The sequence below is a fragment of the Cupriavidus sp. 05T313 genome (assembly GCF_056396665.1).
Window position 1 is genome coordinate 1 of sequence record NZ_JBFTLX010000090.1, and the last position, 14,732, is coordinate 14,732.

Consider the following 14,732-nt stretch of genomic DNA (forward strand, 5'->3'; position numbering starts at 1 on the left):
CCTTGTAGTCGTACCAGCCCGCGCCGGTCTTCTGGCCATAGCGGCCCTGTTCGCATAGCAGGTCGGCGGTCTTCGAGTACTGGATGTCCGGCTTGTCCACGGCGCGGCGCTTGCGGATGGCCCAGCCGATGTCGTTGCCGGCCAGGTCGCCCATGCGGAACGGGCCCATGGCAAAGCCGAACTTCTCGATGGCCTTGTCCACTTGCTCCGGCAGCGCACCTTCGTCCAGCAGGTAGCCGGCCTGGCGGCTGTACTGCTCGATCATGCGGTTGCCGATGAAGCCGTCGCACACACCCGACACCACGGCGGTCTTCTTGATCTTCTTGGCGACCTGCATGACCGTGGCCAGCACGTCCTTGCCGGTCTTTTCGCCGCGCACCACTTCCAGCAGCTTCATCACGTTGGCCGGGCTGAAGAAGTGCATGCCGACCACGTCTTGCGGACGCTTGGTGAAGGAAGCGATCTTGTTGACGTCCAGCGTGGAGGTGTTGGAAGCCAGGATCGCGCCCTGCTTCATCACTTCATCCAGCTTCTTGAAGACGATTTCCTTGACGCCCATTTCCTCGAACACGGCTTCGATGACCATGTCCGCGTCCTTGATCTCGTCATAGGACAGCGTGGTGGTCAGCAGGCCCATGCGCTGCTCGACCTTCTCCTGCGTGAGCTTGCCCTTCTTGGCGCTGTTTTCGTAGTTCTTGCGGATGGTGGCCACGCCACGGTCCAGCGCTTCCTGCTTGGTTTCCAGCATGATCACCGGGATGCCGGCGTTCAGGAAGTTCATGGTGATGCCACCGCCCATGGTGCCCGCGCCGATCACGGCGATCTTCTCGAGCTTGCGGGTGGCGGTGCCTTCCGGCACGTCGGGGATCTTGCTGGCGGCACGCTCGCCAAAGAAGGCGTGGCGCAGCGCGCGCGATTCCGGCGTGGTGATCAGGTACATGAAGCCTTCGCGCTCGTCCTTCAGGCCGGCATCGAACGGCTTGAGCGAGGCTGCCACGGCGTCCACGCACTTCAGCGGCGCGGGGAAGTTCTTGGCGACGGCTGCGACGGTGTTGCGGGCAAAGGCGATGAAGCCTTCCGCGTTCTCGTGCTTGACCTTCAGGTCGCGCACCTTCGGGTACGGGCCGGGGTTGGCCGCCGCCGTCCTGGCGAAGGCCACGGCCGCGGGCAGCACGTCGCCGTCGACGATCTCGTCGAACAGCTTGGTACCGGCAAACTTCTCGCTGGGGATGGCGTTGCCCGAGACAATCATGTTCAGGGCGGCTTCCAGGCCGATCACGCGCGGCAGGCGCTGCGTGCCGCCGGCGCCGGGCAGCAGGCCCAGCTTCACTTCCGGCAGGGCGATCTGCGCGCCCTTCGAAGCCACACGGTAGTTACAACCCAGCGCCAGTTCCAGGCCGCCGCCCATGGCCACGGAATGGATCGCCGCCACGACCGGCTTGGCCGAGCCTTCCACCACCTTGATCACCGAATGCAGCGTCGGCTCCTGGGTGGCCTTGGGCGTATTGAATTCACGGATGTCMGCGCCGCCGGAAAAAGCCTTGCCGGCGCCGGTAATGACGATGGCCTTGACGGCCGCATCGTCCAGCGCACGGGTCATGCCTTCGACGATGCCGAGCCGGGTGCCGAGACCCAGGCCGTTCACGGGGGGATTGTCGAGCGTGATGACGGCTACRCCGTCCTGAACCTGATACTGCGCTGTCATGCTGGTTCCTTTGGTAACTGGATGTTGTCTCGGGATTCGAATTCTCGAATGATGTTGTTCTGCGCGCTGTGGAGAGCGCCGGCGCGGCCAACGCCGCCGTGTTCCGCCCGACCACCGCCCGGCTGCCGGGGAACGCATGCCAGCGCCCCTTTGCCGGTGCCCGCCCCTGGTGCCGCCGGTGCAAGCGGGACAAGCATACACAAAATAGCACGGTCGTTCAATTTCATTTTGGGGCCCGTCCGGTGGCGCCATGCGCCCGGTTCATGGGCGAGCTCACCGGCGTGCATTCAAGCTGGGAAAGGCACCCGGAAAGCTAGGGTAAATCCGGACCGCCATGCCCCATGCAGCACATTCCCCTGATCCCGAGGAATGCCTCTAGTCACAGTAGGCGACTTTCCTGACATAAACCGCCATAACCCTCGGATTTACCCGGATAACCCGGTAAACTCGCGCCCTTTGCCCGCTCGGGCGCCCCACGAGGTGTCGCCCGTGCCGAAGCCGCGGCCCCGCCCGCCGAAGTTCCAGTGACCCTGATGTCTTCCCATCCTCATCCTCACCAGCACCCCGTCGTCGAGCACGACGACCTGCAGCGCAAACTCAAAGCCCGCCACCTGACCATGATCGCCATTGGCGGCGCGGTCGGCACCGGGCTGTTCGTGGCCTCCGGCGCGTCGATCTCCCAGGCGGGACCCGGCGGCGCGCTGCTGATGTATTGCCTGATCGGCCTGATGGTGTATTGCCTGATGACCAGCCTGGGCGAACTCGCCGTGCATATGCCGGTGGCCGGCTCCTTTGTCACCTACAGCGCGCTCTATGTGGAGGAAGGCTTCGGCTTCGCCCTCGGCTGGAGCTACTGGTTCAGCCTGGCCGTGACCATTGCCGTGGAACTCGTGGCGGCGCAACTGGTGATGCAGTACTGGTTCCCGCATGTCTCCGGCGTGGTCTGGAGTGCGGGCTTCCTGCTGCTGATGTTCGGCCTGAACGCGTTCTCGGTACGCGGCTTCGGCGAGGCCGAATACTGGTTCGCGCTGATCAAGGTGGCCACGATCCTGATCTTCCTGGCGGCGGGGCTGATGATGATCTTCGGCATCATGCAGGGCGGCCCGCAATCCGGCTGGCAGAACTTCACGCTTGGCGATGCCCCATTCGTCGGCGGCATCCCCGCCATGTTCGGCGTGGCCATGATCGCAGGGTTCTCCTTCCAGGGCACGGAAACCGTCGGCGTCGCCGCCGGCGAAGCCGCCGACCCGGCACGCACCATCCCGCGCGCCATCCGCCAGACCTTTTGGCGCATCCTGCTGTTCTATGTGCTGGCGATCCTCATCATCGGCGTGCTGATCCCCTACACCGACCCCAGCCTGCTGCGCAACGACGTCACCGACATCGGCGTCAGCCCCTTCGCGCTGGTGTTCCGCCACGCCGGCCTGGCCTTCGCCGCCGGGCTGATGAACGCCGTGGTGCTGACCGCGCTGCTCTCCGCCGGCACCTCCAGCATGTACGCCTCCACGCGGATCCTGTACGGCCTGGCCGTCAGCGGCCGCGCGCCACGGGCGCTCGCCCGGCTCTCGGCCAGCGGCGTGCCCTACAACGCCCTGTTCGCCACCACCGCCATCGGCGCCCTGTGCTTCCTCAGCTCGCTGTTTGGCGACAAGGCGGTTTACCTGTGGCTGCTCAACACGTCCGGCATGACCGGCTTTATCGCCTGGCTCGGCATCGCTGTCAGCCACTACCGCTTCCGCCGCGGGCTGGTGCACCAGGGCTTCAAGGCGTCCGACCTGGCCTACCGCTCGCCGCTCTATCCCTTCGGCCCGATCTTTGCCATCGTGCTGTGCGTGGTGATCGTGCTGGGCCAGAACTACCAGGCCTTCACCGACGTGCGCGGGCGCTGGATGGAGATTGTCGGCACCTATATTGGCGTGCCGCTGTTCCTGTTGCTCTGGCTCGGCTACCGGCTGGTACGGAAAACCCGGCTGATCGACTATGAAGACATGCCGTTCAACTGCAAGCGGGCGGCCGACCAGGCCACGGCCTCGCCGCTCGCGCAAGAAGCGGGCAGCCCGCTGATGCGCTAGCCACGCACCCCGGGCGTGCCACGCCCGGGGACCGGCCAGGCTTCCTGGTCATCCGGCGTGTCCCTTCAACGTGCCGACAGCAATTCCGCATAGCGCGGCAGGTCGACATTGCCGCCGCTGACCACGATGCCGACACGCTTGCCCTGCACCGGCAATCCCGCATGACGCGCCGCCGCAAGGCCAAGGCAGCCGGTCGGCTCGACCACCAGCTTCATGGCCTGCGCGAACATGCGCATGCATTCGATCAGCGCAAGGTCCGGCACGGCGACGATGTCGGTCACGCGGCGGCGAATCAGGGCGAACGTCAGCGCGCCGAGATGCTGTGCGCGCGCCCCGTCGGCGATCGTATCGGGCGGATCGATATGCACGATGGCGCCGCGGCGAAGCGACTGCTGCCCATGATTGCCGGTCTCGGGCTCGACGCCGTACAGCCGGCAGCCGGGCGAGAGCCGCTCCGTCACGAGCGCGGCACCAGCGAGCAGGCCGCCACCACCCTGGCAAACGAGCAACGCATCGAGCGGTCCGGTTTCCTCGATCAGTTCGCGCGTGACCGTGCCCTGTCCGGCGATGACATCGGCATGGTCGTATGGCGGGATCAGGGTCAGTCCGCGCTCCTCCGACAAGCGCTGCGTGATCGCTTCGCGGTCGTCCACCTGGCGGTCGTACAGGACCACCTGCGCACCGCAGGCGCGGGTCGCCTCCACCTTGGACGCCGGCGCGTCGCGCGGCATCACCACCGTCACCGGAATGCCAAGCACCTGCCCGGCGAGCGCGATGCCTTGCGCGTGGTTGCCGCCGGAGAACGCGATCGCGCCACGGCGGCGCTGCACGGCATCGAATCGCGCCAGGGCATTGAATGCGCCACGAAACTTGAAGGCGCCGGTGCGCTGCAGGTTCTCGCACTTGAAGAACAGTTCGGCCCCCACCCAGGCATCCATCGCCGGCGAGCGCAGTACCGGCGTGCGCCATGCGTGCCCGGCCAGCCGGCTCGCGGCGGCCACCACATCGTCGTAGGTCGGCAGGACTTCGCTCATCGGCCGGCTCCCCGCATCGCAGTTGGACAGGACACCGGCCTCACTCCGCTGCCTGATCGGTGGGCTGCTTCCAGGCGGCCAGCACTTCGGGAGACGGCGTCAGTGCGAGGTTGATGCCGCGTGCGCCGATGGGCTGCTGGAACCAGCGCTTCTGCAATGCGACCACCTCGGGGCCGGCGAAGACCGATGTCAGCGTCTGGTCGACCAGTTGCTTCCACTCGGGATCGGATTTCGGCAGCATCAGCGCATTACGCTCGATGGACAGCGCCGGTCCGGCAACGGTGTACTGAGACGGGGCCTTCGAATTCGCGCGCAGGCCGTACAGGACCACATCATCCAGCACGAACGCCTGGGCGCGGCCGGTCTCCAGCAACAGGAAGGACTCGTTATGATCCTTCGCATACACGTCGTTGAATGCGTACTGGGGCTTCAGCCGGCGCACGTGGCGGTCGCCGGTGGAGCCCGCGCTGGTGACGACCACCTTACGCGGCTCTGCGCCGTCAGCGGCAGCCAGCGCACCTTCAGGTCCTTCAAGCCGAGCTTCTGGCGCGCGGCCTCGGCCACGCGCAGGCACAGGTCCACGGCGTAGCCCGAAGGCTGCCCCTTGATGTCGGAGAAAGAGAACGGTAGCGCGCCCTCGCGATAACCCATTGTGATCGTGCCCGATTCACGGATCTGCTCCAGTATCGGGCTCTGGGCATTCGCGGCCAGGGGGGCCGTGAACGTAGCGAGGGCTAGCAGCGCGGCGAAGGCGCGTGTTGTCAATGCGGAAGGAGAGGACATGGCAGGCGTTCAGGAAAAGCGCGTAGCGTATTGCGCACAGCGCTCCGGCCAAACAATATCTTTTTTATAAGTGCATGCCCGCCCGCCTCATAAGCTAATCGCTTTTCCGAGCAAGCCGGCAAGTAGCCGCGCGCTTGCTCCTGCGTGGCACCTGGCATGCGGGAGCTGCGTCATGGCCAAGCCTCAGCCGGGTCGAACCTTTCCTGGCCGGTGCGGCCGTTGTCAGTTCGAGACATTTCGAGACACTTGCCTGTCATGCTCCCGTCACACTCCTTTCATGCCGCCGTCACGCTGACCATGCATCGTAGTGGTCTTTCGACTCGATTGTTCACCTACATGCGCATGCTTCCGTCCGCGACCGTCACTGCTGTAATCACCATCACCGCTGCCGCATGGGCCCTGCCCGCCGTGGCACAGACGGCCGCCGCGCCCGCCTACCCCGCCACCCTGGCCGGCCATGCCATCCTGCCGGCCGAGAACTTCATTGYCGCGCCCAAGGATGCGCCGCAGGACCTGCAGGCGAGCGGCAAATTCACCACCGGCGCGCGCGTGGAAAAGCTGGGCAGCGTGGAAGGCCAGTCGAACAACCGGCCCACGGGTGTCTCCGTGCCCTTCAGGGGCCAGCCGCTGCAAGGGCATTCCGGCATCAAGCACATGGCTGACGGCAGCTTCTGGGTGCTGACCGACAATGGCGCCGGCAGCAAGGCCAACTCGCCCGACTTCATGCTCTACCTGAACCACTACAAGGTGGACTTCAAGAGCGGCAAGCTTCGGCGCCTCGGCACCGTGTTCCTCCACGATCCGGACAAGAAGGTACCCTTCCGCATCGTCCACGAAGGGACCAAACAGCGCTACCTGACGGGATCGGACTTCGACACCGAGAGCTTCCAGTTCGCCGGCGGCGCGCTGTGGATCGGCGACGAATTCGGCCCCTTCCTGATCAAGGCCGACCTGCAAGGCAAGGTGCTGGCCGTGTACGACACGCTGGTCGACGGCAAGCCCGTGCGCTCCCCCGACCACCCTGCCGTAACCACGCCCGGCGTGCCGGGTGGCGCGGTGGATTTCCAGGTCAAGCGCTCCAAGGGCTTCGAAGGCATGGCCTCGTCGCCCGACGGCAGCAAGCTCTATGCGCTGCTTGAAGGCCCGGTCTGGAACGCCCAGGCCAAGGACTTCGAACGCACCGACGGCAAGGAAACCCTGCGCGTGCTGGAGTTCGACACCCAGGCCGGCAAATGGACGGGCCGCTCGTGGAAGTACCCGCTGGAAGCCAACGGCAACGCCATCGGCGACTTCAACATGATCGACGCCACCACGGGCCTGATCATCGAACGCGACAACGGCGAAGGCACGGCCGACAAGGCCTGCCCCGAAGGCCAGAAGCGCAGCGACTGCTTCTCCGACATCGCCAGGTTCAAGCGCATCTACAAGGTTGAGCTGACCGATGCCAACGCCGGCGGGCCGGTGCGCAAGATCGGCTATATCGACCTGCTCAATATCGCCGACCCCGACAAGCTGGCCCGCAAGCCGCTCAACGACGGCGTGCTCAAGTTCCCGTTCTTCACGATCGAGAACGTAGACGTGGTGGACCCCACCCATATCGTGGTTGGCAACGACAACAACCTGCCGTTTTCCAGCAGCCGAGAGCCTGACAAGGCGGACGACAATGAGTTGGTGTTGCTGGAGGTCGGGGAGTTTCTGAAGGCGAAATAAGCGTCGGCGAGGCGGCGCCGTTGCTTCCAGCCGATGGCGAAGCGAACGATCGCCAAATGGTAAATCAGCCAGCGCATGCTGGCTGTTTTACCAATGTCCCGCGTCATATCGAACACCGGGCACCAACCGCCCTACACCTCCAGCCATTCCTTGCGAATGGCCGCATTCGCCTTGAGATCCTGCGGCGAGCCTTCGAACACAATGTGCCCGTGCCCCATCACGTAGACCCGCTGGGAAATATCCAGCGCGATGGCCAGCTTCTGCTCGATCAGCAGCACCGACACGCCACGCTCCTTCAGCACCTTCAGGTAGTCGCCCACCAGCGTGACGATCATCGGGGCCAGCCCTTCGGTGGGCTCGTCGATCAGCACCAGGTCGGGGTCGCCCATCAGCGTGYGGCAAAGCGTGAGCATCTGCTGCTCGCCGCCGGAGAGCACGCCGGCGGCCGTGTTCTCTCGTTCCTTCAGGCGCGGGAACATGTTGTACATGTCCTGCACCGTCCAGCGGGGCTTGGACTGGCGCGGATTGCGCTTTTCGCCCAGCAGCAGGTTCTGGCGCACCGTCAGCGTGGGGAAGATATCGCGGTTTTCCGGCACATAGCCGATGCCGAGGTGGGCGATCTCGAAAGTGCGCCGCCCGAGGATCTCCTCGTCGCGAAAGCGCACCGAACCCTCCGCCTTGACCATGCCGAGGATGGCCTTGGCCATGGTCGAGCGTCCCACCCCGTTGCGGCCCAGCAGCGCGACGATTTCGCCTTCGTCGATATGCGCATCGACCCCGTGGAGGATATGGCTCTTGCCGTAGTAGGCGTGCAGTCCCTGCACGTCCAGCATGCGCTTGCCCATCAGTGCGCTCCTTCGGTGGCGGGTTCGTCGAGGGTGGTACCCAGGTAGGCTTCCTTGACCTTGCGGTTGGCGCGGATGGCCTCGGGGGTGTCGGTGGCGATGACTTCGCCGTAGACCAGCACGGAGATGCGGTCGGCCAGGCCGAATACCACGCTCATATCGTGCTCCACCATCACCAGCGTCTTGCCCACGGTGACACGGCGGATCAGCTCCACCGCGTGGTCGGACTCCGAACGGCTCATGCCGGCGGTGGGTTCGTCCAGCAGGATCACTTCCGCGCCGCCGGCGATGGTGATGCCGATCTCCAGCGCGCGCTGCTCGGCATAGGTGAGCAGGCTGGCCTGGGTATTGCGGCGGTGATGCAGGCCGATCAGCTCCAGCACTTCCTCGGCGCGCTCGCGCGCGTCGCGCAACTCCGACAGGCGATGCCAGAACGAGTACTTGTAGCCCAGCGACCAGAGCACCGCGCAGCGCAGGTTCTCGAACACCGACAGCCGGTGAAAGATATTGGTGATCTGGAAGCTGCGCGACAGCCCCATGCGATTGATCACGAAGGGTTGCAGCCCGCCGATCTCCTGCCCGTTTAGCCTGACCGTGCCCGAACTGGGCGCGAAACGGCCGGAGATCAGGTTGAAAGTGGTCGACTTGCCGGCCCCATTGGGGCCGATCAGCGCATGGCGCTCCCCCTTGGGGATGGTCAGGTTGACACCCCGGATGATTTCGGTCTGGCCGAACTTCTTGCGCACATCGTTCAATTCCAGCGCGGCGCTCATGCCGTACCTCCCGCCATTTCGGCTTGTACCTTGTCCCAGGTGGCGCGCACCCGCGTCCGCGCGGCGCGGCAGGCCAGCAGGCCGGCCACCCACAGTGCGGCCGCCACCAGCCACGGCGTGACGGTGCCGGCGTCGAAGCCGATACGGAACAGCGTCATCGCGGTGCCATTCGCGCTATCCACCTGCACCTTGTAGATCAGTTCCACGGTAAGGATCACCGCGGCCAGCAGCACCAGCCCGGCGGCCGCGGCGCGGCCATAATCCGGCAGCATGCGGCGCAGCTTGCCGCGCGCGAGCAGCGGCACCTGCATCATCAGCAGGCTGGCGATACCGCCCGGCACGAACATGACCATCAGCACGAAGAACAGGCCAAGGTACAGCAGCCACGCCTTGGTCAGGTCCGACAGCGCCACCGCGAACAGGATGAACACCACGGCGCCGATCACCGGCCCGAAGAACACGCCCGCGCCACCGATGAAGGCGGCTAGCAGCACCCCGCCCGAGCGTACCGCGCTGACGTTTTCCGCCGACACGATCTCGAAGTTGATGGCCGACAGCGCGCCTGAAATACCGGCGAAGAAGGCAGACAGGATCAGCACCAGGTAGCGCACGCGCTGGGTGTTATAGCCGATGAACTCGACCCGCTCCGGGTTGTCGCGCACCGCGTTGGCGATGCGGCCGAGCGGCGTCTGCGTCCAGGCGTACATCGCCACCATCGACAGCAGGCACCACACCGCGATCAGGTAGTACACCTGCCGTCCCGGCCCGTAGGTGATGCCGAACACCGGATCGCCCACCATGCGGTTGGTGGAAATGCCGCCTTCGCCGCCGAAGAAATCGGGGAACATCAGCGAACTGGCGAACACCATCTCGCCGATGCCCATGGTGATCATGGCGAAGGTGGTGCCGGATTTCTTGGTGGTGACGTAGCCAAACAGCACGCCGAAGAAGGCGCCGGCCAGGCCGCCCACCACCGGAAGCAGCGACACCGGCAGCCACACCTTGCCCGCGCCCACCATGTTGAGCACATGGATGGCAATAAACGCGCCCAGGCCCGCATAGACCGCATGGCCGAACGACAGCATGCCGGTCTGCCCGAGCAGCATGTTGTAGGACAGCGCGAAAATAATCATGATGCCCATCTGCGACATCAGCGTGATGGCGAAGCCGCCGGAGAAAAACAGCGGCATCACCAGCATCAGGAACGCAGTCAGGCCCCAGATGATCCAGCGCGCCAGGTTCAACGGGCGGTAGCGCATGGTGCGGCCGGTCACGACCGCCTCGCGGCGTTGTTGCATTGTCGTCTCCATGCTGTCAGCCCTCCCTCGTACCCATCAAACCACGCGGGCGGAAAATCAGCATCACCACCAGCAACAAATACGGCAGGACCGGGGCCACCTGCGCCACCGTGAGCTTCCATAGCGAAGACAGCGGCGTGCTGTCGGTAATCTGCAGGCCGATCGAGCCCAGCAAGCCTGCCAGCGAGGCATCGAGCGTGACGGCGAAGGTTTGCAGCACGCCGATCAGCAGCGAGGCAATGAACGCCCCCACCAGTGACCCCATGCCGCCCACCACCGCCACCACGAAAACGATCGACCCCACGGCCGCCGCCATCGACGGCTCGGTGATGAAGGCATTGCCCCCGATCACGCCTGCCAGCCCCGCCAGCGCGGCGCCGCCGCCAAACACCATCATGAACACGCGCGGCACATTGTGGCCAAGCGCCTCGACCATCTCGGGATGGGTCAGCGCGGCCTGGATCATCAGCCCGATGCGGGTGCGGGTGAGCACCAGGTAGATCGCCACCAGCATGGCCAGCGACACCAGCATCATGAAGGCGCGGTATTTGGGGAAGGAGGAGGTGAATACGGTAAACAGCGGGCCATCCAGTTCGGCCGGAATGCGGTAAGGCACGGCGGCAAGGCCCCATACCAGCTTGACCCCTTCCTCGATCAGGTAGRCCAGGCCGAAGGTGAACAGCAGCTCGGCCACGTGTCCGTATTTGTGCACGGCACGCAGCCCGAAACGCTCCACCAGCGCCCCGGCGCCGGCCACCAGCAGCGGCGCGAAGATCAGCGCGGGCCAGAAGCCGATCTTGCTGGCGATGGTGTAGGCGAAATAGGCGCCCAGCATGTAGAAACTGGCGTGCGCGAAGTTCAGCACGCCCATCATGCTGAAGATCAGCGTAAGCCCGGAAGAGAGCATGAATAGCAGCAGCCCGTAGCTGACGCCGTTCAATAGAGAGATGACGAAGAATTCCACAACATATCCTTCAATCTGGCACCGGTCAGCCTGCTGGCTGCCGCTGGCCGGTCTGGAAACGGATGCACGCGGGTGCGCGTCACCCGCCCGCGGCGACAGACGTCGCCCCGGGCCGACCGAAGTATGCAGGATCGGGCCGGCGCGCCGGACCTGGCCGCGCTGCCCGCCAAGCGCAGGCTTAGCCCGGGCGCTTCATCTGGCAGGAAGTCGGCTGCGCTGCCACATACTGGTCCATCAGCGCATCGGTCTTCCAGCCAAAGCCGGTGTTTTCCTGGTCGAACTTGATCTCCTTGCCGTCGACCTTGGTCCAGGTAGCCACCACCAGCGACTGCTGGGCCTGGTGGTCCGAACCGCGCATCTCCACCGTACCGTTCAGGCTGTCGGCCTTCATCCCTTCGAGCACCTTGGCCACCTTGACCGGATCGGTCGACTTGGCATCCGTGAACGCCTTGCCCAGCATGGCGATGCCGGTATAGGCGGCCATCACGTAGAAGTCGTCGTTGTACTTCTTCTTGAAGCCTTCGATGACATCGCCGCCCTTGAAGCCCTTGTTGTTGGGGTTGTAGTAGCCGACGTACTTGACACGTCCGGCTTCCGACGGCCCCATGGCGGTCGGCACGCCGGTGGTGGCGCCGTAGTAGGTGTAGTAGTTGGTGGTCAGGCCCGCGTCCTTGCCGGCCTTGATCAGCAGGGCCAGGTCGCTGCCCCAGTTGCCGGTGATCACGGTGTCGGCGCCGGAGGCCTTGATCTTGGCCGCGTACGGGGCAAWGTCCTTGACCTGGGCCAGCGGGTGCAGGTCGTCGCCGACGATCTGGATGTCCGGACGCTTGCGCTTCAGGTAGTCCTTGGCGGCGCGCGCCACCTGGTGGCCGAAGGAGTAGTTCTGGTTGATCAGGTAGACCTTCTTGACGCCGGGATCCTTGGCCAGGTAAGTGGTCAGCGCTTCCATCTTCATGTCGGAGTTGGCGTCCAGGCGGAAGTGCCAGTAGTTGCACTTGCTGTTGGTCATGTCCGGGTCCACCGCGGCGTAGTTCAGGTAGACGATCTCCTTGCCCGGATTACGCTCGTTGTGCTTGGCCACCGCGTCTTCCAGCGCCAGGCCCACCGAGGAGCCATTGCCCTGCACGATGTAGCGGATGCCCTGGTCCACCGCCTGCTTGAGGATGGTCAGGCTTTCCTGCGGCGAGAGCTTGTTGTCGAAGCCAACCACTTCAAACTTGTGCCCGCCACCCCAGTTTTTCTGGTTGGCGATGTCCGCGACGAACTGCCAGCTCTTGAGCTGGYTCTGGCCCACCGGCGCCATCAGGCCGGACAGCGGATCGATAAAGGCGATCTTCACCGTATCGGCAGCCGCGACCCCGGAACCCATTGCCGCGAAAATGGCCGTGGCGGCCACGAGCGGACGCAATCTGATCATGCTTGTCTCCTTCGGTTTTATTGTTGGCTGTAATTTCCGGTTCGCGGCGGCGCCCTCTCCCGAAACCTCGGCGCGCCTCGAACCTTCGTGCAGGCGCCGGCCGTATGGCCGGCAAGGATTGGCGGCTCTGTGGCCGCCTTCGCTTGGGGTCAGGCCGCCGGCAGGCGGTAGTCCTTGAATTGCTCGCGCAGCTTGAGTTTCTGCATCTTGCCGGTGGCGGTCAGCGGAATCTCGGTAACAAAAGCCACATCGTCGGGGATCCACCATTTGGCGACCTTGCCTTCGAAGTATTTGAGCAACTCCTCGCGCGTCACCTCGGCACCGGGCCGCTTCATCACGACCAGCAGCGGGCGCTCATCCCATTTGGGGTGATAGCAGGAGATACAGGCCGCCATATGCACCGCGGGATGGGCGGCTGCCACGTTCTCGATATCGATCGAGGAGATCCACTCGCCGCCGGACTTGATCACGTCCTTGCTGCGGTCGGTGATCTGCATATAGCCGTCGGGATCGATGGTGGCCACGTCGCCCGTGGGGAACCAGCCATCCACCAGCGGCGAAGCGTCGTTGCGGTAGTAGTGCTCGATCACCCAGGGACCGCGCACGTGCAGGTCGCCGAAGGCCTTGCCGTCCCAGGGCAGTTCGTTGCCGTCGCCGTCGACAATCTTCATGTCCACGCCGTAGATCACGCGGCCCTGCTTTTCCTGGATCTTCTGCCGCTCGTCTTCCGGCAGGCCGTCGTGGCTAGCCAGCAGGCTGCACGACGTGCCCAGCGGCGACATCTCGGTCATGCCCCAGGCGTGGATGGTTTCCACGCCCAGTTCCTTGAGCGTGCGGATCATGGCCGGCGGCGCCGCCGAGCCACCGATCACGGTGCGATGGAACGTGGAGAACTTGAGCTTGTTGGCCTGCACGTACTGCAGCAAGCCCAGCCACACCGTGGGCACGCCGGCCGAGAAGGTCACCTTCTCCAGCTCGAACAATTCGTAGAGTGAGGCGCCGTCGAGCTTGGCGCCCGGCAGCACCAGCTTGGCCCCGACCAGCGGCACCGAATACGGCAGGCCCCACGCGTTGACGTGGAACATCGGCACCACGGGCAGGATCACGTCGCGCGCCGAGCACCCCAGCGCATCCGGCAGCGCGGATGCGTAGGAATGCAACACGGTGGAACGGTGCGAATACAGCGCGCCCTTGGGGTTGCCGGTGGTGCCGGAGGTGTAGCACAGGCTGGACGCTGTGTTCTCGTCGAACTGCGGCCAGGCGTAGTTGCCGTCCTGCGCGTCGATCAGGTCTTCGTAGCACAGCAGCGGCACCTTGGCGTCGGCCGGCATATGCGCGCGGTCGCTCATCATCACCCAGCCCTTCACGCCCGGGCAATGCGCCGCCACGCCTTCCACCAGCGGCAGGAAGGTGGCATCGAAGAAGACGTACTGGTCCTCGGCGTGATTGATGATGTAGGCGACCTGCTCAGGGAACAGGCGCGGGTTGACGGTATGGCATACCGCCCCCGAACCCGACACCGCGTAGTAGATCTCCAGGTGGCGATAGCCATTCCAGGCCAGCGTGCCGACACGGTCGCCCGACTGCACGCCCAGCGCGGCAATGGCCTGGGCCAGTTTGCGGGCACGCAGCTCGCAGTCGCGATAGGTATAGCGGTGCAGATCGCCTTCGGTCCGTCGCGAGACGATTTCCGTGCCGCCATAGTGGCGGGCGGCGTGCTTGATGATGGAGGAAATGAGCAGGGGTTCGCTCATCATTTGACCCATCAATGCCATGGAATAGTCTCCTGAAATTTTTTGAGATTCGTTAGAAAAACGAACAACCGTTCTATTTTTTGGCCGATTGTTGCCATCCATTGATGAAACGTCAACGGGAATCCTTTGTGCAGCGCCATATCCGGAAGGCTGGGTTGCTGCACTCCGGCCCCATCGCGGTGCGTCGGGGACGGGACTTAAGGAATAACCGGAAACATTGTGGTGGCAACGGCGGTCAGAGATGCGAACGACGGCGTGGAAGTACAATACCGCCTGCCATGTTGCACCTCAACATGTCGTTTTCCCTAGCCTGCAAGCGCACTTGCGAGAAATTCGACATGCTGGCGCTGCAGTGCCCAGCCACCCACAGTGATGCC

10 protein-coding genes and 1 pseudogene are annotated in these 14,732 nt (G+C 64.6%); 2 read left to right on the forward strand and 9 right to left on the reverse strand.

Annotated elements, in window-relative coordinates:
* The coding region (locus AC1DKD_RS19915) for a 3-hydroxyacyl-CoA dehydrogenase NAD-binding domain-containing protein (RefSeq protein WP_477143611.1) at window positions 1–1,705 on the reverse strand (1,705 nt) is incomplete at its 3' end.
* Window positions 1,706–2,238: 533 nt separating this feature from the next.
* Here AC1DKD_RS19915 and AC1DKD_RS19920 point away from each other — a divergent pair.
* Window positions 2,239–3,777: an amino acid permease gene (locus AC1DKD_RS19920; RefSeq protein WP_441628654.1), complete on the forward strand. Its 1,539-nt coding sequence runs from the start codon at window positions 2,239–2,241 to the stop codon at window positions 3,775–3,777.
* A gap of 65 nt (window positions 3,778–3,842) precedes the next feature.
* On the opposite strand, the gene AC1DKD_RS19925 is transcribed toward AC1DKD_RS19920, so the two are convergent.
* Window positions 3,843–4,811, reverse strand: a complete 969-nt coding sequence (locus tag AC1DKD_RS19925) for a threo-3-hydroxy-L-aspartate ammonia-lyase (protein ID WP_441628656.1) — start codon at window positions 4,809–4,811, stop codon at window positions 3,843–3,845.
* 40 nt (window positions 4,812–4,851) lie between these two features.
* A pseudogene (locus AC1DKD_RS19930) lies at window positions 4,852–5,594 on the reverse strand (transporter substrate-binding domain-containing protein).
* A 336-nt stretch (window positions 5,595–5,930) separates the two neighbouring features.
* Here AC1DKD_RS19930 and AC1DKD_RS19935 point away from each other — a divergent pair.
* Window positions 5,931–7,304 (forward strand): esterase-like activity of phytase family protein, encoded by a 1,374-nt coding sequence (locus AC1DKD_RS19935; RefSeq protein WP_477143618.1) that lies wholly within the window; start codon window positions 5,931–5,933, stop codon window positions 7,302–7,304.
* Window positions 7,305–7,435: 131 nt separating this feature from the next.
* Here AC1DKD_RS19935 and AC1DKD_RS19940 read toward each other — a convergent pair whose 3' ends face one another.
* The 6 genes from AC1DKD_RS19940 to AC1DKD_RS19965 all read right to left on the reverse strand — a co-directional run bounded on the left by AC1DKD_RS19940 (window position 7,436) and on the right by AC1DKD_RS19965 (window position 14,376).
* Window positions 7,436–8,149, reverse strand: coding sequence for an ABC transporter ATP-binding protein (locus AC1DKD_RS19940; RefSeq protein ID WP_477143612.1), 714 nt, complete (start codon window positions 8,147–8,149; stop codon window positions 7,436–7,438).
* On the reverse strand, window positions 8,149–8,922 hold the full coding sequence (locus AC1DKD_RS19945; protein WP_035867733.1) for an ABC transporter ATP-binding protein: 774 nt from the start codon (window positions 8,920–8,922) through the stop codon (window positions 8,149–8,151). Before AC1DKD_RS19945 ends, AC1DKD_RS19940 begins: the two co-directional genes overlap by 1 nt.
* Complete coding sequence (locus AC1DKD_RS19950) at window positions 8,919–10,232, reverse strand: branched-chain amino acid ABC transporter permease (protein ID WP_441628663.1); 1,314 nt, start codon at window positions 10,230–10,232, stop codon at window positions 8,919–8,921. Before AC1DKD_RS19950 ends, AC1DKD_RS19945 begins: the two co-directional genes overlap by 4 nt.
* Window positions 10,233–10,236: 4 nt before the next feature.
* Window positions 10,237–11,184, reverse strand: a complete 948-nt coding sequence (locus tag AC1DKD_RS19955) for a branched-chain amino acid ABC transporter permease (protein ID WP_477143613.1) — start codon at window positions 11,182–11,184, stop codon at window positions 10,237–10,239.
* A 178-nt stretch (window positions 11,185–11,362) separates the two neighbouring features.
* Window positions 11,363–12,601: a branched-chain amino acid ABC transporter substrate-binding protein gene (locus AC1DKD_RS19960; RefSeq protein WP_477143614.1), complete on the reverse strand. Its 1,239-nt coding sequence runs from the start codon at window positions 12,599–12,601 to the stop codon at window positions 11,363–11,365.
* A gap of 149 nt (window positions 12,602–12,750) precedes the next feature.
* Window positions 12,751–14,376, reverse strand: a complete 1,626-nt coding sequence (locus AC1DKD_RS19965; RefSeq protein WP_441628669.1) for a 3-(methylthio)propionyl-CoA ligase — start codon at window positions 14,374–14,376, stop codon at window positions 12,751–12,753.
* Window positions 14,377–14,732 lie beyond the last annotated feature (356 nt).

Bases quoted from the DNA above. Each gene is read 5' to 3' on its own strand.
- AC1DKD_RS19920 (WP_441628654.1), top strand. From the start codon at position 2,239: ATGTCTTCCCATCCTCATCCTCACCAGCACCCCGTCGTCGAGCACGAC.
- AC1DKD_RS19925 (WP_441628656.1), bottom strand. From the start codon at position 4,811: ATGAGCGAAGTCCTGCCGACCTACGACGATGTGGTGGCCGCCGCGAGC.
- AC1DKD_RS19950 (WP_441628663.1), bottom strand. From the start codon at position 10,232: ATGGAGACGACAATGCAACAACGCCGCGAGGCGGTCGTGACCGGCCGC.
- AC1DKD_RS19965 (WP_441628669.1), bottom strand. From the start codon at position 14,376: ATGGCATTGATGGGTCAAATGATGAGCGAACCCCTGCTCATTTCCTCC.
- AC1DKD_RS19945 (WP_035867733.1), bottom strand. From the start codon at position 8,922: ATGAGCGCCGCGCTGGAATTGAACGATGTGCGCAAGAAGTTCGGCCAG.